This is a genomic window from Nitrospira sp. KM1 (assembly GCF_011405515.1).
Classification (GTDB): domain Bacteria; phylum Nitrospirota; class Nitrospiria; order Nitrospirales; family Nitrospiraceae; genus Nitrospira_C.
Genome location: NZ_AP022671.1, coordinates 2,115,974 through 2,134,467 on the forward strand (window position 1 = coordinate 2,115,974; position 18,494 = coordinate 2,134,467).

Sequence of the window (18,494 nt, forward strand, 5' to 3'; positions counted from 1 at the left end):
AAGTGCGGTTTGGTGGTCCCAACGGGATTCGAACCCGTGTTTAAGCCTTGAGAGGGCTCCGTCCTAGGCCGGGCTAGACGATGGGACCACTGAGAGGTTCAGCGAATCGAATGGTGAAGGTACCATAGGCACATTGATCTTTCAATTCATTTGGGGCCTAACGTCGCCGCACTAGGTCTGAAAATTCACCGTTGGGAGGGTCATGTGGAATGTCTTGACACTTCCGCTCACATGGCCTAACTTGCGGATAACCTTTTCTGTTCCGGCCACCACGCGTGCGTCCTGCATGTCGGTTCTACGATACGGTCAGATGAACAATTCGCTTCCTGCCGAGGCATCACGACTCGAATCCGCCGAAGACGTGCCGGTCGAAGAAAGGCCCGAGCAGGGTCTCGAACTGCACGTGGGCTCGAACGTCTTTCGAACGACAAATGGCGTCGTCAAACTTCAAGGCAAGGAGCAGCTCGTCCTGGAGATCAGGGACGACCCTCCCGCTCTCCTACTCACCATGGATATTTACGATGAACAGGGCCGACGGATCGGTCATCTTCGACGCAACGCGTTTTCCACCGGCGCCCCCACGCGGTTTGCCGTGACGACGACAACCGGGCAGGGGTCGTCACCCGATGGGCACGGGCTCGTGTTGTCCGATCGGCTGACGGGACGCACTCTGATTGAGATCGTGGCATTTCAGAAGAGAAAGATTCGAATTTCCTGCGGCCAGTTTTTCACTCACAAGGGAGAGCTCGTGACTATCAGCCCGCATTATTGCCGGATTGGAACGGGTCTCACTCGTTTTGGAGATGTTACGGAAAGCCGAGGAGGTCCTGCGATTATTGCGTAACGGCCTTTGAAGGTCGGCCGACGCTTTCAATCTTCCGACCAGTGTAAAGCAGGTGCCACAACCCAAACTTACACCGCCTCCTAGTCGTTTCGAAGCAGATCCTTTTTGACAAGTTCCGGAACTCCCGTACAATAGCCCCATGTCCGATGTCGTAAAACCCAGCGTGCAAGCCTTTCTCGTGTGCGATCAAGTAATCGAAGACAGCGTCACGAGAAAGAAGAGTCTGATCGGTCTGTTCACGCATTTGCAAGCCGTCGGTTTCCCGTTCCAGCATCAGCAGATGGGATTGTATTTCTGCCTCACCGATGCCGAAGGCACATACCATTTCAACATCGACCTGGTGTACCTGAACAATGAGCAATTGGTCTGTCGAGCCTCCCTCCCCAACATCGTCATCGGCGACCGGTTGCAGATCTCAGATTTCGGCATCAACATCCCCTCTCTGATCTTCCCGGCCCCGGGACGCTACGAGTTCCGCCTGCGCATGGACGGACACTTGATCGCTCAAAAAGATTTCAACGTCATGCAGCTCTCCCCGCAACAGACCACCTGAGACGGCTCGTTTACCAACTCCAGCCTTTCTCCCGTCGCGCGTCTTGTGATAAAACACGCCGTTACGGCGGCACGTGTGACTACGGAGTATGATCGAACGTGACTGAATCGGGGGCGGCATCAAATTTTATTCGCGAGATGGTCCTTGCGGACCATGCAACGGGGAAACACGGCGGCCGCGTCGTGACGCGATTCCCACCGGAGCCCAACGGACATCTCCATATCGGGCACGCAAAAGCCATCTGCCTGAATTTCGGTTTGGCGCAAAGCGTCCCAGGCGGCGTCTGTCATCTTCGTTTTGACGATACCAACCCGACCACTGAAGACCCCGAATATGTGAAGTCCATTCAAGACGATGTGAAATGGCTTGGTTTCGATTGGCACGACAAGCTCTTCTATGCATCGGATTACTTTGAACGACTCTATGAAGTCGCACTCGACCTGATCCGGAAGAGACATGCGTACGTGGACAGTCTGACCGCGGATGAGATGAGGACGTATCGCGGCACATTGACGGAACCGGGGAAGAACAGCCCCTACCGCGATCGGTCCGTCGACGAGAACCTCGACCTCTTCGCTAAAATGCGCCGCGGACAGTTTCCGGATGGAACCCACGTTCTTCGAGCCAGGATCGACATGGGCTCACCTAACCTGAACTTGCGCGATCCGGTGTTGTACCGCATTCGGCACGCCGCCCACTATCGTACGGGTTCTGCCTGGTGCATTTATCCGTCCTATGACTATGCGCATCCTTTGTCCGATGTCATCGAAGGGATTACGCATTCGGTCTGCACACTGGAGTTCGAAGACCACCGACCGCTTTACGATTGGATGGTCGCACACGCTCATACGTCTCGTACGCCTCAGCAGATCGAATTCGCGCGGCTCAACGTCGCCCATGCCGTCATGAGCAAACGAAAATTGCTCGAGTTGGTCGACCGGTCACTCGTGGCCGGCTGGGATGATCCCCGTCTGCCGACCATCAAAGGTTTGCGCCGTCGCGGGTATACTCCAGAAGCCATCAGAAATTTTTGCGAACACATCGGCGTATCAAAACGTGACTCCGTGATCGAAATGCAACTCCTCGAACATTTCATCCGCGAGGATTTGAACAAACGTTCGAACAGGGTCATGGCCGTCTTGCGACCGTTGAAAATTGTGATTGAAAACTACCCGGAAGACCTGACGGAAGAGATGGAAGCCGTCAACAATCCCGAAGATCCCACGGCAGGCGCCAGGACGGTGCCGTTTTCCAGGACTCTCTACATTGAACGGGACGATTTCCTGGAAAGTCCGCCCAAACAATTCTTTCGTCTGGCTCCTGATCGGGAAGTTCGGCTTCGCTACGGGTACATCATCAAATGCGTTGGGGTCGTGAAGGACTCGACCGGGACGGTGACCGAACTCCGTTGCACCTACGACCCTGAGACCAGAAGCGGTGGGCCGCAGGCGCAAAGAAAAGTGAAGGCGACTATCCATTGGGTCTCCGCGGCCCATGCAGTCGAAGCCGAAGTACGTTTGTACAATCCTTTGCTCACCGCGGACCTTGCAGCCATACCCGCCGGTAGTGACTGGACCACGTATGTGAATCCGCAATCACTTGAACGCGTTCACGGCTGCCGTGTCGAGCCAGGCCTTCGCGACACCGTACCCGGCGTTCGGTATCAATTTGAGCGTATCGGATACTTCTGTGTCGATCCGGACTCTATCCCGGGAAAACCTGTATTCAACCGCACGGTGTCGCTCAAGGATGCTTGCGCGAAAACAGGAACGCTCGCTGCGAAATAGCTCTTCAATTTCCACTTCGAACCAAGGTTCCAAAATGCCGCCATCTCGCTCCTGCGCGACTGAAATTCAGCGTTTGCTTTACCGTCCAACACCAACTGGTAAACTACGTACGTATGAGCCGACCGCGCTACGCATCTCACGGGAAGGAGCCACTATGATTGAGTGCCGCCAGTTTCCCCGCATCCCAGTCGATTTGCAGGTCTACTTCTCAACGACCAACAACACGCTGATTCGCGAAGGAACGATGTTCGATCTCTCTGCAGGAGGATGTGCGGTCGCCAGCATGACCTCCGTACAATCCGGATCGGCGATCCGCATTCTAATCCGGGCAACTGATCTTGGTTCGCCGATCACGATCGAGTCCGGAGCGGTCAGGTGGAGTGAGCATGGAGAATTCGGCGTGGAATTTGTGGGCGTCTCTGAACTGGACCAGAGCCGTCTCCATCGGCTACTCCAAGCCACTTCGCCATCTCCCACTCGTTTCACCTGATCGGCCGGCGGGCAGGGGCATCATGGTAAAATACAGAGGATATGAACTGCCCGATCTGCCGCAAAGCTACCTCGTGGGACGGTAACCCCTGGCGTCCATTTTGCTCCGAAAGGTGTCAGCTCACTGACCTCGGCAGCTGGGCGATGGAAGAATATCGAGTGCCGGGGCCGAACCTGACGATGGAACTTCCGTCAGAGAACGCTGAAGCGGTCGAGAGTCCTGACGATGAGTGGACGGGCAATCACGGCAAGCAATCCAAGGGCTGAACGTTCTGTTGCCATCGCGTTTTCCCCCACCGATTTTATCATCATGAGCAGCGCCACAACTCCTACCGGCTTTGGCCGGGATTTCTGCACCGCACATTCCATCCAAATCCAATCCGACCTGGAATTGATTATGCGATGATGTTGAGATGTGCGATCGATTTGGAAGAGACTATGGCAAGATCGGAATTGGCTGGGGGACTAGGAATCGAACCTAGGTAGCCGGCTCCAAAGGCCGGCGTCCTACCGCTAGACGATCCCCCAGCGCGGTAATTCAGCGAATGTGAATCGAGTGTGGCAAGGAAAGTTTATTGGCTGGGGGACTAGGAATCGAACCTAGGTAGTCAGATCCAGAGACTGACGTCCTACCGCTAGACGATCCCCCAACCGACGCCCACACTAATATATGGGTCCGGACTCCGTCAAGATCGATGCGGGTTTGCTACGTTTGCCTCGCACGATCAATTCCTTTGCGGAGCCTGAGCAGTGTTCTCTCACGCCCCAGAACTTCCATGACCTCGAAGAGGCCGGGGCTTGCGGTTCTTCCCGTCAGAGCTACGCGGACAGGTTGAGCGAGTTGGCCCATCTTCATTCCCTGTTCCGCTACGAACTGCTTGAAACTCTCCTCCCATTGAACCTTGTCAAAGACGGAAACCGCCTCGAAGCGGGCGGTCAGTTTGTCAAGAGCGTCTGAGATGGCTGGCGTCAGGAACTTTCCAGCCGCCTCTTTGTTATATGACACTTCTAAGCCGAAATATGGCCTTACCCAATCGACCATTTCCACGAGGGTTTTCGCCCGTTCCCTGACCAGGAGCACAAGCTGAATCAGCCATTCCCTGGAGACATTCCGGAGTTCGTTTCCCAAACCTTCAGCTTCAAGTAGTGGAAGGAGTGGTTCGACAATATGGTCTGGTGGCGAAGACTTTATGTATTCGGCATTCATCCAGGTCAACTTTTCAGGGTTGAAGACCGCTGCTGATTTCTGCACGTGATCCCAGGAGAACTTCTCGATCAGCTCCTGTCGCGTGAACATTTCCTGATCGCCATGAGACCATCCCAACCGCACCAGATAATTGACCACCGCTTCTGGGAGATACCCCATGTCTCTATAGGCCATGATCGATGTGGCGCCATGTCGTTTTGAAAGACGGGCTTTGTCTGATCCTAAAATCATAGGTAAATGGCCGAACCGTGGGACGGGAAAGCCCAGTGCTGAAAATATCGGCACCTGCCGCGGCGTGTTGGTCAAGTGGTCGTCTCCTCTGACGACGTGCGTGATGTTCATCAATGCATCATCCACCACAACGGAGAAGTTATAGGTGGGATACCCATTGGAGCGGAGAATGATGAGGTCGTCCAAGACACCGTTGTCAAAGACCACTGTGCCCTTGATGAGGTCATCGATAACCGTTTGCCCTTCCTGCGGCGCCTTGAACCTTAGCGCGGCATCCGCGGGGGGGCTGGTAATGCCTAGGCTCCGGCAGCGCCCGTCGTATCGTGGAGAAAGTCCCTTTTGCTCAGCCTCTCTTCTTCTGGCTTCGAGTTCCTCCGCTTTGCACACGCACCAATAGGCATCGCCTTTATTGAAGAGAGCGATGGCATGCTCCCGATAGATATTCATCCGTTCCGTCTGGCGGAACGGGCCCTCGTCCCAATCGAGCCCCACCCATTTCATCCCATCCAGGATGGCCTTAATGGAATCGTCCGTGGATCGACTCTGATCGGTGTCTTCAATTCGAAGGATGAACACTCCCTGCTGTTGACGAGCAAAGAGCCAGTTGAACAATGCCGTGCGGACACCTCCAATATGGAGGTAACCACTCGGACTCGGCGCAAATCTCACTCGGACGTGGTTCATGTGATCGTTCTTGAATGTTCCGTGGAAGGCCGGTATCTATAGCACGCAGTGAAAAGTCTTGTACAGAATCATCCGTGAACCGGATAGATCGAACAGACAGAGACGGAATCTATGGCGGAACCTACGCAAACAGCCATCGTGCTCTCCTCTATTGAACTCACCTCTCACGTCCGCCAGCTTGTTCTACTACAAAAAGAGTCCCCCCTGTCATTCCAAGCCGGGCAATGGATCTCGCTCAAACTACCGGTCGGGACAAGGCCTCCTCTGAATCGAGCATACTCAATGGCGGTGCCTGGTACTGAATCCGGCGAACTGACCCTGGTGTTCGATCGGGTGGACGGAGGTATCGGGTCAGAGTACCTCTGCCGACTGAAGGCAGGGGATGAGGTGATCTTTTCCGGTCCCCACGGCCACTTTGTCCTTCCCACGACTCTTGATAAGGAATTGGTCTTTGTTGCCCGATATACCGGACTCGTCCCCATCCGTTGCATGCTGAAAATCTTGTTCGCGAAAACCCCGCCTCTCTCCGTGCTGGTGATCGCCGTCGGTCCCCGGGAAGACGAATTACTGTTCCATCAGGAATTGTTGACTCTTGCGATGACGCATTCCAGGTTCCGTTATCTGCCACTCGTGGCAGCCGGGGGAGAACAACAGGCAGTCGACCTGACGTTGACTATGCTGCAGCCTCTCATTGAGGGTGCTCCGAAAGTCATTCCCATGCTTTGCGGGACAAAGGCTTTCGTGCGACCGTTGCGGGCCTTTTTTGTCGATGCAGGCTACGAGCGGAAGGAGGTCAAGACGGAAACCTACGATTAGCCACGGTTATGCCCTTTATTGGTGCCCCTCCTTCACCAGATTTTTGTTCACCGCAGGTATTTCCACGACGATATCTTTGGCGCCGTTAGGTACGCATTGGCATCCTAGACGTGATTGCAGGGTAGTCATCGGAGCTTCATCTAATTGGTCGAATTCGTCATCTGTCCCTTCATTGCAGGTGTCTAGCCCTTGCTTGACAATGACATGACATGTCGAGCAAGCGCAGACTCCCCCGCACACGTGTTCTAAATCCACGCCGTTCGCCATGGCCACATCCAAAATGCTGCCGGGTAACCCGGTAGGGCCATAAGGTATTTTCGCAGGATCTACCTGGACTTTAGTGATTGTGCCATCAGGCCTAACGTACGTGATGGTGTATGATTTTTTAGGTAGTTCACACGTGGCCTTCTCGATATAGGGATTCGTCCCTCCCATGTCATTCGATTCCTTTCCGTCCTGAGTCTGGTGACTGCAATATGTCCGTTGACACTACGCAATTTCACATGATACTCTTAGTCCGACCTAATTGGTCGGAGATCATTATAGTCTCCGATCATTATGATCGGCAATAGCCATGTTGAAGATTTCAAAGAAATGCGATTACGCCCTTATGGCTTTACAGCATATCGCTTCAGTCCAGCACGGCGATGTGGCTCCTGGGCGAGTCGTGAACACGAAGGAAATCGCAGAAGAATACAACATTCCTCAGGAACTGTTGGCAAAGGTCCTCCAGACCTTGTCCAAGCATGGAATGATTGAAAGCCATAATGGACCCAAAGGCGGGTACTTACTGGCGCGGCATGCCGATCAGATTACCATCGCGCAAATTTTGGAAAGCATCGAAGGTCCTCTTGGACTTACCGATTGTTCGCATGAAAAAGAAGGAGAGTTTTGTATGCAGCGGGAACATTGCAACATCCGCACGCCGCTGCTGAAGGTGCAGGATAGTATTTATCAATTGCTGAATAATATGACGCTTCAGGACATGCTGGGCGGGACACCCTTAATTTCGATCCAATCGACTACAGCGCAAGGAGTTGAACCATGAAGCTTCCGATTTTTCTCGATAACCATTCGACCACTCCGATGGACCCGCGTGTCCTAGAGACTATGTTGCCTTACTTCACTGAGAAATTCGGGAACGCGGCCAGCCGCAACCACGCGTTTGGCTGGGCTGCGGAAGAAGCCGTCGATCAGGCTCGTAAGCAGATCGCCAAGCTCATTAAGGCCGATGCCAAAGAAATCATCTTCACCAGCGGCGCCACCGAAGCGGATAACTTGGCTTTGAAAGGCGTGTTGGAGATGTACAAGGAAAAGGGCAACCACATCATCACGGCAACGACTGAGCATCGAGCGGTATTGGATACCGCCAAGTCGCTCGAGGCCAAGGGACTGGCTACGGCAACCTATTTAACGGTCGACAAGCTGGGAATGGTCAATCCTGAGGACGTAAGAAACGCCATTACGGACAAGACCGTTTTGATCTCCATTATGTTGGCCAATAATGAAATCGGTACGATCAACCCCATTAAGGAGATCGGCAAGATTGCCAAGGAAAAGGGTGTGCTTTTCCACTGTGACGCGACCCAGGGGGTGGGGAAGATTCCGGTGGACGTGCAAGAGATGGGCATCGACCTCATGTCCTTTTCTGCGCATAAAATTTATGGTCCAAAGGGCATTGGGGCTTTATATGTGAGAAAAAAGAATCCCCGCGTCAGGATTGCGGCTCAAATGGATGGAGGAGGCCACGAACGAGGCATGCGCTCGGGAACGCTCGCCGTCCCATTGATTGTCGGTTTTGGAAAGGCCTGCGAAATCTGTGCGCAAGAAATGGCCGCAGAGACTACTCGATTGAGCGCCCTCCGGGATCGTCTGCAAAAGGGGATTATGGCTGCGTTGGAAGAGACCTACTTAAATGGCCATCCGACACTCCGATTGCCTGGCAACTTGAATATTTCCTTTGCTTACGTCGAAGGAGAATCTCTCTTGATGGGCATGAAAGATATTGCCCTGTCTTCCGGTTCGGCCTGTACATCGGCCACATTGGAGCCATCTTATGTCCTCAGGGCACTGGGTGTGGGCACCGAGCTGGCCCATTCGTCCATTCGCTTTGGCCTGGGTCGTTTCAATACGGAACAAGAGATTGATTACACGATAAAGAAGGTTATTGAAGTAGTGACGAAGTTGCGTGAGATGTCGCCGCTCTATGAAATGGCAAAAGAAGGCGTCGATTTAAAATCGGTTCAGTGGGCTGCTCACTGAATCGAACGGATCAAGGAGGGAATTATGGCCTACAGTGACAAAGTGGTCGATCATTTCAATAACCCGCGCAACATGGGGTCCTTCAAAAAGGACGAAGAAGGCATTGGCACAGGTATGGTCGGTGCACCGGAGTGCGGAGACGTCATGAAGCTGCAGATCAAGGTGCAGAACGATACGATCGTCGATGCCAAGTTCAAAACGTTCGGATGCGGATCCGCCATTGCCAGCTCGAGCCTGGCCACCGAATGGCTGAAAGGGAAGACTATCGACGAAGCCCAGAAGATCAAGAATACCGACATCGTGCAGGAATTGAACCTGCCGCCTGTCAAGATTCACTGTTCCGTTCTGGCTGAGGATGCTATCAAAGCCGCATTGGCCGATTATCAAAAAAAGACAGATACCAAGTAACGGCCTGAAGGGAGTATCCAATGGACACGACGAGCACACAGACACCGGCTCCCGTGATTACGCTGACCGACGCTGCCCTGAAAGAAGTCAAACGTCTGATCAACGTTCAAGGGCTTACAGAAGGTGGGCTCCGTCTCGGCGTAAAGGGAGGCGGCTGTTCGGGTCTGAGCTATACCATCAATTTTGATGAGAAGATCGGCCCGCACGACCAGGTGTTCGACTTCGACGGCGTGAAGGTCATTGTCGACGTCAAAAGCGCTATTTATCTCCAGGGCACCCAACTGGATTATCACAAAGATCTGATGGGCGGGAACTTCAAGTTCGTCAATCCGAACGCAAACAAGACGTGCGGCTGCGGAGAATCCTTTTCGGCCTAATTCGTCTTACGTCTTGAATTGATTTTTTACCGGGCATGGCACGTCGCCATGCCCGTTTTGTCAGAGCTATGAACCACTCAACCCACAGCGGCGCACGACGCGAACTTCAGATGGCGAGGAGCATGTGTTGGCACTGCCAATCGGAGGTGGCGGGAGAATATTTTTGCGAGCGCTGCGTCAAAGTGCAGCCCGTGTCAAAAGAGACGGACTATTTCACGTGTCTCGGTTTTCCCCGGCGTCTCGGGATTGATCCGGCGCAATTGGAAGCGAAATTTTATGAACTCAGCCGGGCATTTCATCCCGACTTTTATCAGAACAAGAGTGAGACCGAGCAAGCCATTAGTCTCGGCAATGCCGCGACCCTCAACTCGGCCTATCGAACGCTCCGAGATCCGATTCAGCGAGCCGAATATCTGTTGGATCTTGAAGCCGGCGCCGTCAAAGAAATCCGGACGACTCCTCCGTCCGATCTTTTCGAAGAAATCCTCGAGCTGCAGGACACCCTGGAAGCGTTCCGCACGACTCATCGTGAGTCCGATGAAGGTCGGGATTTACGCGAGACGCTGCGCAGCGCGCAACAGACGCTGGAACAGCGGCAGCAGAAGATAGAGGACGAACTCCATCAGCTGTTTCGTGAGTGGGATGCCCTTCAAGACCGCGGCGAATCCACCGGTCAGGCGCGTTCAGAACGTGACCGCCTCCTCAAACGCATGCGAGACGTTCTCTCGAACCGAACCTATGTAAACAATATCGTCAACGATCTCGTCGCAACCATCGGATAACCCATGGCACGGATTGTCGGCATTGATCTTGGCACCACTAATTCGCTTGTGGCCTACATGAAAGATGGAAAGCCCAGCGTCATTCCCGGTCGAACCGGGCGCACCATGGTTCCCTCCGTCGTGGCGATGACCGATAACGGGGTGATCGTCGGAGATCCTGCCAAGGAACATCTCACCCGAAATCCTGAACGAACCGTCTATTCCGTAAAACGCTTCATGGGGAAGGGACTGGAGGACGTACAGTCCGAATTGAAATATTTCCCGTATTCGCTCACAGAGCAAGGCGGAGTCATCCGAATCAAGCTCGGTGAAAAGACCTACTCTCCCCCTCAGATTTCCGCCATGGTGCTCAAAGAACTCAAACAGCGCGCCGAATCCCATTTGGGAGAGAGTATTACCAAAGCGGTCATCACCGTGCCGGCATATTTTAACGATAGCCAGCGCCAAGCGACGAAAGATGCGGGCATGATCGCGGGGCTCGAGGTGCTGCGGATCATCAACGAACCGACCGCCGCGTCCCTTGCGTACGGACTACAGGAGAAAACACAAGGCACCATCGCGGTCTACGATTTCGGCGGAGGCACGTTCGATATCTCGATCCTCAAGCTGAAGAACGGCATCTTCGAGGTTCTCGCCACAAACGGTGATACCCATTTAGGGGGCGACGATCTGGACCGCCGGCTAATGGATCACCTCGCAGGAGAAATCCGTGACACGCACGGCCTCGACCTTGGCGCATATCCAGACCACCTACAGGCACTTCGGCTCGAAGCGGAACGCGCGAAAATCCATTTATCGGATGCCTCGAGGGTCAGTCTCTCGATCGAGCTTCCACAGGGAAAAGGACGGTTCACGCGCGAGCTCACGCGCGAGCAGCTTGAAGCCGTGACGGTCGATGTCGTCGAACGCACTCTCGCCCCCTGTCGAACGGCGCTGAAGGATGCCGGACTGACGGCAGCCGGAATCGACGAGGTCGTCCTCGTCGGCGGGTCCACCCGTATGCCACTCGTGCGGGAACGCGTGGAAGCGTTGTTCGGCAAGAGACCCCATTGTGAGTTGAATCCGGATGAGGTCGTGGCTCTTGGAGCAGCCGTGCAGGCCGACATCCTGAGCGGCAGCACCACCGATATGCTGTTACTCGATGTCACCCCCCTTTCGTTAGGCATTGAAACGATGGGAGGCGTCATGAGCAGCCTCATCAGACGAAACACCACCATTCCGGCCAGCGCCAAAGAGATGTTCACCACGTATGTGGACGGGCAGACCGGGGTCGATATTCACATCCTCCAAGGCGAACGCGAACTGGTGAAGGATAATCGCAGCCTGGCCAGATTCCGACTCAAGGTCCCACCGCTTCCGGCCGGGGTTCCCAGGATCGAAGTAACGTTCCTGATCGATGCGAATGGGATTCTCAATGTCACCGCGAAAGACATGCGGGCGGGACAAAGCCAGTCCCTCGATGTCAAACCCTCGTACGGACTCTCGGACCACGAGGTCGAGAAGATGATCGAGGAATCATTCGTTTTCGCGCAGGAAGATGTGAATGCCCGCCGTTTGATCGAAGCACGACTGGACGCAGGAGCACTCATGACAATCACGGAAAAATCCATCGGTGAAGGCGGACAATTGATTGCGGCCGAAGAGCGGGAAGCCATCCGCACTGCACTGAACAATTTGGCATCGGCTCGAGACGCAGCTGATGTACGCGCCATCCGGACCCGCATGGCCGAACTGGAACAAACCGCCAAGGCATTGACCGTCGCTATGTTGAACGACTCCTTGGCGCGCGGCCTTCAAGGAAGAAACGTATCCGATGTCACCTAAGCGCTAACGCGGAGGACGGAGCATGAACCTGACGTGGAAGGATTCCGAAGATATCGCGATCCAGCTCGTCGAGGCCCATCCAGGCGTCGACCCTTTGACCATTCGATTTACGGACATGCATGCATGGATCGTGGCCTTGCCCGATTTCAAAGACGATCCTAAGAAGTCGAACGAAAAGATTCTCGAGACCATCCAAATGGCCTGGCACGAAGAATATCAGGATTCCCAATCCTGACCGCCGGACTATCGGGATCCCTCCGGCGCAGGCCCATCACCCATTTGATCTAGCTTGTAGAAGTCCGTGGGGTCCAGTCTCCGCTGGGCAGCCTGCGTGGGCTCGCTTCCCTTGGTGAAGATTTCCACGCTGCCAGGTTGGTCCTCCTGCTCATTGTTCAGCAGTCCGGTCGAGGGGTCCACCTTCACGAAGGTAATGCCTTCGGGAATCGAAAATGGAACCACCGGCATTTGCTTGAGCGCCTCCTTCATGAAGTTGATCCAGATCGGCAGAGCCGCGTGAGCGCCGGACTCGGTTTCGCCCAAGGAACGACGGTCATCGAACCCGACAAACACACCTGAAACCAGATTGGGTGTTCCACCGATAAACCATGCATTGATAAAATCGTTCGTGGTCCCCGTTTTTCCTGCAACCGGACGGCCGAGGACTTTTGCGGCCTGCCCTGTGCCCTTCTGAACGACATCCTCCATCATGTTCGTGATCAAATACGCGGTTTCTTTCGATATTACCTCATGCGTTTCCGGCTCGGCCAATTCCACCACCCTGTCGTTGTTGTCCTTCACGAAGAACACCCCATACGGCTCGGTGCGGCTTCCCTGATTGAGAAACACCCCGTAGGCGGTCGTGAGTTCCATCAGGCCGACGGAGGAGGACCCCAGCCCCAGCGACAGATCCGCGGCCAGGGGACTCGTAATGCCCACCTGCTTTGAAAAATCAATGACGTACTTAACGCCCACTTTGTCGAGCAGGCGGACCGTTGCAAGATTATGCGATTGAGCCAGCGCATCGCGCAGGCTGACCATGCCGTGAAATCGCTTCCCGTAATTTTCGGGCTTCCACGTCTTGTCCTCTTCCTGTTGCTCGTAGACAACCGGTGCATCCAGAATGACTGATGCCGGGCTCATACCCTGGTCGAGAGCTGCGGCATAAATAAGCGGTTTGAACGCCGACCCCGGCTGACGATGGGCCTGAACCGCCCGGTTATACTCACTACGAGTGAAGTCGTAGCCGCCCACCATAGCGCGGATCGCGCCCTTCCCCGGCTCTAGTGCGACCAACCCGCCTTCAATGAGCGGCGTCTGCTCCATCTGGACAAGCACACTGTCCTTGTCGATCTTCTTGACCCGCACTTCGATCACATCCCCGGCTTTGAGCACCTGTTTCAAGTTGGCATTCACCACGGCATCCTTGATCAGGTCTGGTCCGGTGAGGCGCTTCTTCGCCCATGCCATGTCGTCGAGCAGCATTCTGGTCGTCGTCGCACCGACCTGCACGAGATAGGCATCCTTGACAACCTTGGTGACCACGCCTTCGCGGATATCGCCTACCTTGAGCGGCTGCTCCGTCGCGGCAACGGCCGTCGGTGGCGACATGGCGACCAAGTCGACGGTGCGGATAGGGCCCCGCCACCCCTGTCGTTTATCCAGCTCTCGAAGCCCCTCGGAAAAAGCCATCTCCGCCGCCCGCTGCATCTCGAGATTCAATGTCGTCATGACCTTCAAGCCGCCCTTGTACACCATCGCTTCGCCGTATTTCGCGATGAGCAGCTGCCTGACATACTCGACGAAATAGGGCGCAATCTGCTCGCTTCCTGGACGACGGAAGTTCAGCGGCTCGACCACGGCCTTCTCACGTTCGGCCGCGGAAAGAAATCCGGCGTCCTCCATCCTCGCCAGTACGTGTTCCTGGCGTTTCTTGGCGCGCTCGTAATTCTTGAAGGGCGAATAATGATTGGGCGATTTTGGCAGCCCGGCCAGGAACGCCGCTTCGGCAACCGACAGACCCGAGAGGTCTTTTCCGAAATAAGATTGCGAGGCTGCCGCGACGCCATAGGCGCCCTGCCCGAAATAGATCTGATTGAGATAGGTTTCCAGAATCTGTTCCTTGGACGAGACCAATTCCATCTTATAGGCCAGCACGAGTTCGCGGACCTTGCGCTCGAACGTCCGCTCGGAGGACAAGAATAGCGAACGGGCGAGTTGCTGCGTGATGGTACTGGCTCCTTCGACTTTTCCACCACGACGCAGGTTGGTCCAGGCCGCTCGAAGAATGCCGATGTAATCCAGTCCTGGATGCTCGAAGAATCGCGCATCTTCCACGGCGATGACCGCACGTCTGAGATGTTCAGGAATGTCGGCCAGGGGGGTCAGAATCCGTCGTTCGATGAAAAATTGCCCGATAAGTTGTTGATCGCTGGAATACACCTGCGTTACCAAACTGGGCTGGTAGTTCTGCAGTTGATTCAGCTCGGGAAGTTCCTGCGCGTAGTGATAGAGCAGGCCGGCCACTGCCACAGTGCCCGTGAGACCAAGCCCAAATAGCACCAGGAGAATGATCTGCCACCAGCGCCACGACCGCCGGCGGGGGGGTGGCTGACGCGGCCTATCGGAGAGTTGAACTGGACGGTCAAGCGTTGGCATGGATTCGCGGCCAGCAGGGCCAGTCGATTCAGGAAGGACGCGGATTCACCTTACCGTGGGTTCCATGAAAACTCAAGCGACTTGGCAAGTTTCAATGGAATCGGGAGTGGGATTGCCCCCATACCACGGAATCGAGCGGCTTGTACCCGTTCTTCCGCTTCGGGTATACTGTCGGCCGACGCCCGATAGCCGGGGCGTCTTTTTTTTGACCCGGATCACACACGATATGTCACAACTTCGCGTGCCTCACGATCGCCGCAGCGACATTCGCAACATCGCGATTATTGCCCACGTCGACCATGGGAAAACGACGCTCGTCGACGCTCTGCTCCGCCAGACTCGCGTGCATCGCAAGATCGAAGATATGGGCGAACGGATTATGGATTCAATGGATCAGGAACGGGAACGCGGCATCACCATCCGCGCCAAGAACGCCAGCGTCACGTATAACGGAGTCAAGATCAACATCGTGGACACTCCCGGCCATGCTGATTTCGGCGGGGAAGTGGAACGGACGCTCCGCATGGTGGATGGAGTTCTGATCCTGGTCGATGCGAAAGAAGGCCCGATGCCGCAGACGACATTCGTGCTGCGGAAAGCCTTGGCGCTGGGCCACAAAGCCATCGTCGTCATCAACAAGATCGATCGCCCCGACGCCGTGATCGACGATGTCGTCAACCGCACGTTCGATTTGTTTGTGCATCTCGGCGCAACGGACGACCAGCTGGATTTCCCCATCGTCTACACGTCAGCGATCAAAGGCATCGCCACGCTCGATGTCAACAAGCCCGGAACCGACATCACGCCGCTTCTGGACACGGTGCTGGAGAAAATTCCAGCCCCGGCCATTAACGCCAAGGCGCCGCTCCAGATCCTGGTGCTGGCACTGACGCATGATTCCTATAAAGGCAAAATGGGTGTGGGAAAGATCCAGTCGGGGTCGATCGCCCGCCGTCAGAACGTGCTGGTGCTGGGCAAAGAGAGCGCGCGGAATCCCGGAAAGGTCTCCGATCTGGCCGTCTATGCCGGATTGGAACGAATTGACATCGAACAGGCGGAAGCGGGCGAAATCGTGGCGGTAGCCGGACTCGACGAAGTGAGCATCGGAGATACCATCGCCGACGCGGAGCAGCCGCTCGCACTTCCTCGCGTCACGATCGACGAGCCGACCGTGCAGATGACATTCTCGGTCAACAACAGTCCCTTCGCCGGGCGGGAAGGCAAATTTCTCACGTCCCGCCATCTCCGCGAGCGATTGTTCAAGGAACTCGAAACGAACGTGTCATTGCGCGTACAGGAAACCGACAGTCCGGACCGCTTCCTGGTGGCCGGACGCGGAGAGCTTCATCTAGGCGTGTTAATCGAACAGATGCGGCGAGAGGGCTACGAACTTCAGATTTCGCAACCAGAGGTCATTCTTCACCAGGATGGCGGCCGGGTGACCGAACCGTATGAAGAACTGACGATTCAGGTGCCGGAAACATATCAGGGAGCCGTCATCGAAGAAATCGGCAAGCGCCGCGGTGAAATGCGCCACATGCGCCTGGTCCATTCCGACGCCGGTCCCAGCGAGATGCACCTTGAATATCATATCCCGACTCGCGGCATCATGGGTTTGAAAAATATCCTGCTCGCCAAGACCCGCGGCACCATGATCATGCACCATGTGTTCAAGGCCTACGAGGCAGCCAACGAAGAGGACCTCCTCGTGACGCCTCACGGTTCATTGTGCGCATATGAAGACGGCAACAGCACGGCCTACGCCCTCTTCATGACGCAGGAACGCGGAGAGTTATTCATCGGCCCGGGTGTCGCGGTCTACCGAGGCATGGTCGTGGGCGAGAACAGCCGTGACGAAGATCTGGACGTCAATGTTTGCAAGGAAAAACACCTGTCGAACATGCGCGCGTCCGGGTCGGACGAAGCCTTGGTTCTCACCCCTCCCCGCGAGATGTCGTTGGAATTCGCCATGGAATATATCGGCCAGGATGAACTGGTCGAAGTGACCCCGCAAAGTCTCCGAATTCGGAAACGACTGTTGAATCCGGAAGACCGGCGTAAAGCTCGCAAGGCAGGCAAATGATGTCCCACCTCGGTTTACCGATGCCATCGTCAATCACGCATGCCGGAATCTAGCGTCCGCAATCAGCTTGGGCCAGTGATCACCCTGCCATGAGGATCAGAAAAAAGACCCCCAAACCGTCTGCGAAAAGACCGCCGCTCTATTTTATCGGCTATCGGGGCACGGCTCCGCAGGCTGACGAATTATGCAGATGGTACGATCTCGAGTACGGCGGCCCGCTTTCTCTCAAGACCGAGGACGGCGCTCCGGAGTCATGGCAAATCACGCACAGTCCGTGGACCGCCCATGTCGTGATTCCCCTGCCGTCGACCCATACGACCGGCCTCAAGGAGCAATTGGCCTGGGAGCATGACTCCATCGGCGCCGTGGCGCCCACGGTCATGCCGCCTCGGGACATGCCTGATTCCATTCTCTTCGCCGCGAGAGTGGCTCGCGGCCTGACCTTACTGACCCAAGGCACGGCGTACGATGTCACGACCCAGCAGTATCTGAATCCCTCCGATTGGAAAGACCGTGGCTTGAATGGATTCGTCATCGATGACCATGTCATGATCGCGCAGAATGACCAATCTCAACCGGACCAAGTTTGGTGGTATACCCTCGGCCTGTCCAAGTTCGGAATGGACGAACTGGAGGCGTTCCAGCCGGTGGGGCTTTCCGAGCGAGGTTCGAAAGAGCTCTTGGCTGAATCCTCCTATGAAATGATCCGCATCGGTCAATCACCAAAAGTCGGAGCGGCATTTCGTCTCCCCGTTCTCGGCCGTACGATCCGTATTGTCAATTATCGTACCGCCGCGCCTCTAGGTCGCGTATTGAGCTTCCGCGAAATCCAGTCCTGATCTATTAATTATTTCGAGAGGTTAGGGTTCGCGGTTTTTCAGTGGGGCTTTAGGCCCGTTGACAAGCTTTCAAGTCGCACGGTACAAAACTCGACGTGCACAAAACTGACGAAGACTAACCTTAAGGAGGTTTCTCAATGAGCGATGTCGCAGCGGAAATCAAAGTTGGAGACACGGCCCCCGATTTCAATCTGAAGGATCAGGATCAGAAAGACGTGAAGCTCAGCGATTACAAGGGGAAGAAGAACGTCGTCCTCTGCTTCTATCCGTTGGATTGGAGTCCTGTCTGCCAGGGAGAGAACAAGTGCCTCACCGACGATTTTCCTAAATTTCAGAATGCCAATGCAGAACTTTTCGGAATCAGCTGCGACAGCTTTTTTTCGCACAAGGCGTGGGCCGACTCGCTGGAACTGAAGCATCGCCTGCTGTCCGATGTCCATCGCACCACCGCCAAGGCCTATGGGCTGTATTTCGAACCGCTGAACTGCTCCAAGCGCGCCACGGTCATCGTTGATAAGAATGGCAAGGTGGCCTATGCGAAAGTTCAGGAAATCAAGACGGCGCGCGAAGACAAAGACATCCTCGCCGCACTTGCGGCACTCAAATAAAAGATAGCAAACACCTGATCAGGACCGGGATGGAAGGACACGTTC

20 protein-coding genes and 3 tRNA genes are annotated in these 18,494 nt (G+C 55.2%); 16 read left to right on the forward strand and 7 right to left on the reverse strand.

Features of this window, described 5'->3' with window-relative positions:
* Nucleotides 1-10: 10 nt before the first annotated feature.
* A tRNA-Glu gene (locus W02_RS09685) sits at nucleotides 11-88 on the reverse strand.
* A 222-nt stretch (nucleotides 89-310) separates the two neighbouring features.
* Between W02_RS09685 and W02_RS09690 the strand changes: the two genes are divergently transcribed.
* From W02_RS09690 to W02_RS21775, 5 genes are all read left to right on the forward strand, one after another.
* Entirely contained in the window at nucleotides 311-844 is a 534-nt protein-coding gene (locus W02_RS09690) for a hypothetical protein (RefSeq protein WP_173047150.1), read from the forward strand.
* A 139-nt stretch (nucleotides 845-983) separates the two neighbouring features.
* Nucleotides 984-1,397, forward strand: coding sequence for a hypothetical protein (locus tag W02_RS09695; protein ID WP_173047152.1), 414 nt, complete (start codon nucleotides 984-986; stop codon nucleotides 1,395-1,397).
* A 98-nt stretch (nucleotides 1,398-1,495) separates the two neighbouring features.
* The gene (locus W02_RS09700; protein ID WP_232068705.1) at nucleotides 1,496-3,184 is read left to right on the forward strand and encodes a glutamine--tRNA ligase/YqeY domain fusion protein; all 1,689 of its coding nucleotides are present in this window, start codon (nucleotides 1,496-1,498) and stop codon (nucleotides 3,182-3,184) included.
* A 154-nt stretch (nucleotides 3,185-3,338) separates the two neighbouring features.
* Complete coding sequence (locus W02_RS09705) at nucleotides 3,339-3,674, forward strand: PilZ domain-containing protein (protein ID WP_173047154.1); 336 nt, start codon at nucleotides 3,339-3,341, stop codon at nucleotides 3,672-3,674.
* A 41-nt stretch (nucleotides 3,675-3,715) separates the two neighbouring features.
* Complete coding sequence (locus tag W02_RS21775; RefSeq protein WP_173047156.1) at nucleotides 3,716-3,940, forward strand: DNA gyrase inhibitor YacG; 225 nt, start codon at nucleotides 3,716-3,718, stop codon at nucleotides 3,938-3,940.
* On the opposite strand, the gene W02_RS09715 is transcribed toward W02_RS21775, so the two are convergent.
* The 4 genes from W02_RS09715 to gltX all read right to left on the reverse strand — a co-directional run bounded on the left by W02_RS09715 (nucleotide 3,866) and on the right by gltX (nucleotide 5,795).
* Nucleotides 3,866-4,030, reverse strand: coding sequence for a hypothetical protein (locus tag W02_RS09715; RefSeq protein WP_173043559.1), 165 nt, complete (start codon nucleotides 4,028-4,030; stop codon nucleotides 3,866-3,868). The two genes, W02_RS21775 and W02_RS09715, sit on opposite strands and share 75 nt — an antisense overlap.
* A gap of 97 nt (nucleotides 4,031-4,127) precedes the next feature.
* A tRNA-Gln gene (locus W02_RS09720) sits at nucleotides 4,128-4,201 on the reverse strand.
* 48 nt (nucleotides 4,202-4,249) lie between these two features.
* Nucleotides 4,250-4,323 (reverse strand) — tRNA-Gln (locus W02_RS09725).
* A gap of 56 nt (nucleotides 4,324-4,379) precedes the next feature.
* The gene (gltX, locus tag W02_RS09730) at nucleotides 4,380-5,795 is read right to left on the reverse strand and encodes a glutamate--tRNA ligase (RefSeq protein WP_173047158.1); all 1,416 of its coding nucleotides are present in this window, start codon (nucleotides 5,793-5,795) and stop codon (nucleotides 4,380-4,382) included.
* A 111-nt stretch (nucleotides 5,796-5,906) separates the two neighbouring features.
* Here gltX and W02_RS09735 point away from each other — a divergent pair, with 111 nt between their 5' ends.
* Nucleotides 5,907-6,611, forward strand: coding sequence for a ferredoxin--NADP reductase (locus W02_RS09735; RefSeq protein ID WP_173047160.1), 705 nt, complete (start codon nucleotides 5,907-5,909; stop codon nucleotides 6,609-6,611).
* A 15-nt stretch (nucleotides 6,612-6,626) separates the two neighbouring features.
* Here W02_RS09735 and W02_RS21780 read toward each other — a convergent pair whose 3' ends face one another.
* A complete protein-coding gene (locus tag W02_RS21780; RefSeq protein WP_173047162.1) occupies nucleotides 6,627-7,046 on the reverse strand; it encodes a 2Fe-2S iron-sulfur cluster-binding protein in 420 nt (139 codons plus the stop codon).
* A gap of 139 nt (nucleotides 7,047-7,185) precedes the next feature.
* Here W02_RS21780 and W02_RS09745 point away from each other — a divergent pair, with 139 nt between their 5' ends.
* From W02_RS09745 to iscX, 7 genes are all read left to right on the forward strand, one after another.
* Nucleotides 7,186-7,659, forward strand: a complete 474-nt coding sequence (locus tag W02_RS09745) for an Rrf2 family transcriptional regulator (RefSeq protein ID WP_173047164.1) — start codon at nucleotides 7,186-7,188, stop codon at nucleotides 7,657-7,659.
* Nucleotides 7,656-8,873: an IscS subfamily cysteine desulfurase gene (locus tag W02_RS09750; protein WP_173047166.1), complete on the forward strand. Its 1,218-nt coding sequence runs from the start codon at nucleotides 7,656-7,658 to the stop codon at nucleotides 8,871-8,873. Before W02_RS09745 ends, W02_RS09750 begins: the two co-directional genes overlap by 4 nt.
* 24 nt (nucleotides 8,874-8,897) lie before the next feature.
* Complete coding sequence (gene iscU / locus W02_RS09755) at nucleotides 8,898-9,281, forward strand: Fe-S cluster assembly scaffold IscU (RefSeq protein ID WP_173047168.1); 384 nt, start codon at nucleotides 8,898-8,900, stop codon at nucleotides 9,279-9,281.
* A gap of 20 nt (nucleotides 9,282-9,301) precedes the next feature.
* Nucleotides 9,302-9,658, forward strand: coding sequence for an iron-sulfur cluster assembly accessory protein (locus tag W02_RS09760; RefSeq protein WP_173047170.1), 357 nt, complete (start codon nucleotides 9,302-9,304; stop codon nucleotides 9,656-9,658).
* Between the two features lie 122 nt (nucleotides 9,659-9,780).
* On the forward strand, nucleotides 9,781-10,440 hold the full coding sequence (gene hscB / locus W02_RS09765; RefSeq protein WP_173047172.1) for a Fe-S protein assembly co-chaperone HscB: 660 nt from the start codon (nucleotides 9,781-9,783) through the stop codon (nucleotides 10,438-10,440).
* A 3-nt stretch (nucleotides 10,441-10,443) separates the two neighbouring features.
* Nucleotides 10,444-12,264, forward strand: a complete 1,821-nt coding sequence (dnaK, locus tag W02_RS09770) for a molecular chaperone DnaK (protein ID WP_173047174.1) — start codon at nucleotides 10,444-10,446, stop codon at nucleotides 12,262-12,264.
* Between the two features lie 22 nt (nucleotides 12,265-12,286).
* Nucleotides 12,287-12,499, forward strand: coding sequence for a Fe-S cluster assembly protein IscX (gene iscX, locus W02_RS09775; RefSeq protein WP_173047176.1), 213 nt, complete (start codon nucleotides 12,287-12,289; stop codon nucleotides 12,497-12,499).
* An 8-nt stretch (nucleotides 12,500-12,507) separates the two neighbouring features.
* Here the strand turns inward: iscX and W02_RS09780 are convergent, their stop codons facing one another.
* Nucleotides 12,508-14,919: a penicillin-binding protein 1A gene (locus tag W02_RS09780; RefSeq protein ID WP_173047178.1), complete on the reverse strand. Its 2,412-nt coding sequence runs from the start codon at nucleotides 14,917-14,919 to the stop codon at nucleotides 12,508-12,510.
* Nucleotides 14,920-15,145: 226 nt separating this feature from the next.
* Here W02_RS09780 and typA point away from each other — a divergent pair, with 226 nt between their 5' ends.
* The 3 genes from typA (at nucleotide 15,146) to W02_RS09795 (ending at nucleotide 18,449) form a co-directional block, all read left to right on the forward strand.
* A complete protein-coding gene (gene typA / locus W02_RS09785) occupies nucleotides 15,146-17,002 on the forward strand; it encodes a translational GTPase TypA (protein ID WP_173047180.1) in 1,857 nt (618 codons plus the stop codon).
* Between the two features lie 89 nt (nucleotides 17,003-17,091).
* Nucleotides 17,092-17,841 carry a hypothetical protein gene (locus tag W02_RS09790; RefSeq protein WP_173047182.1) on the forward strand — a complete coding sequence of 250 codons (750 nt, stop codon included), beginning with the start codon at nucleotides 17,092-17,094 and terminating at the stop codon, nucleotides 17,839-17,841.
* A 137-nt stretch (nucleotides 17,842-17,978) separates the two neighbouring features.
* Nucleotides 17,979-18,449, forward strand: a complete 471-nt coding sequence (locus W02_RS09795) for a peroxiredoxin (protein WP_173047184.1) — start codon at nucleotides 17,979-17,981, stop codon at nucleotides 18,447-18,449.
* Nucleotides 18,450-18,494: the final 45 nt, after the last annotated feature.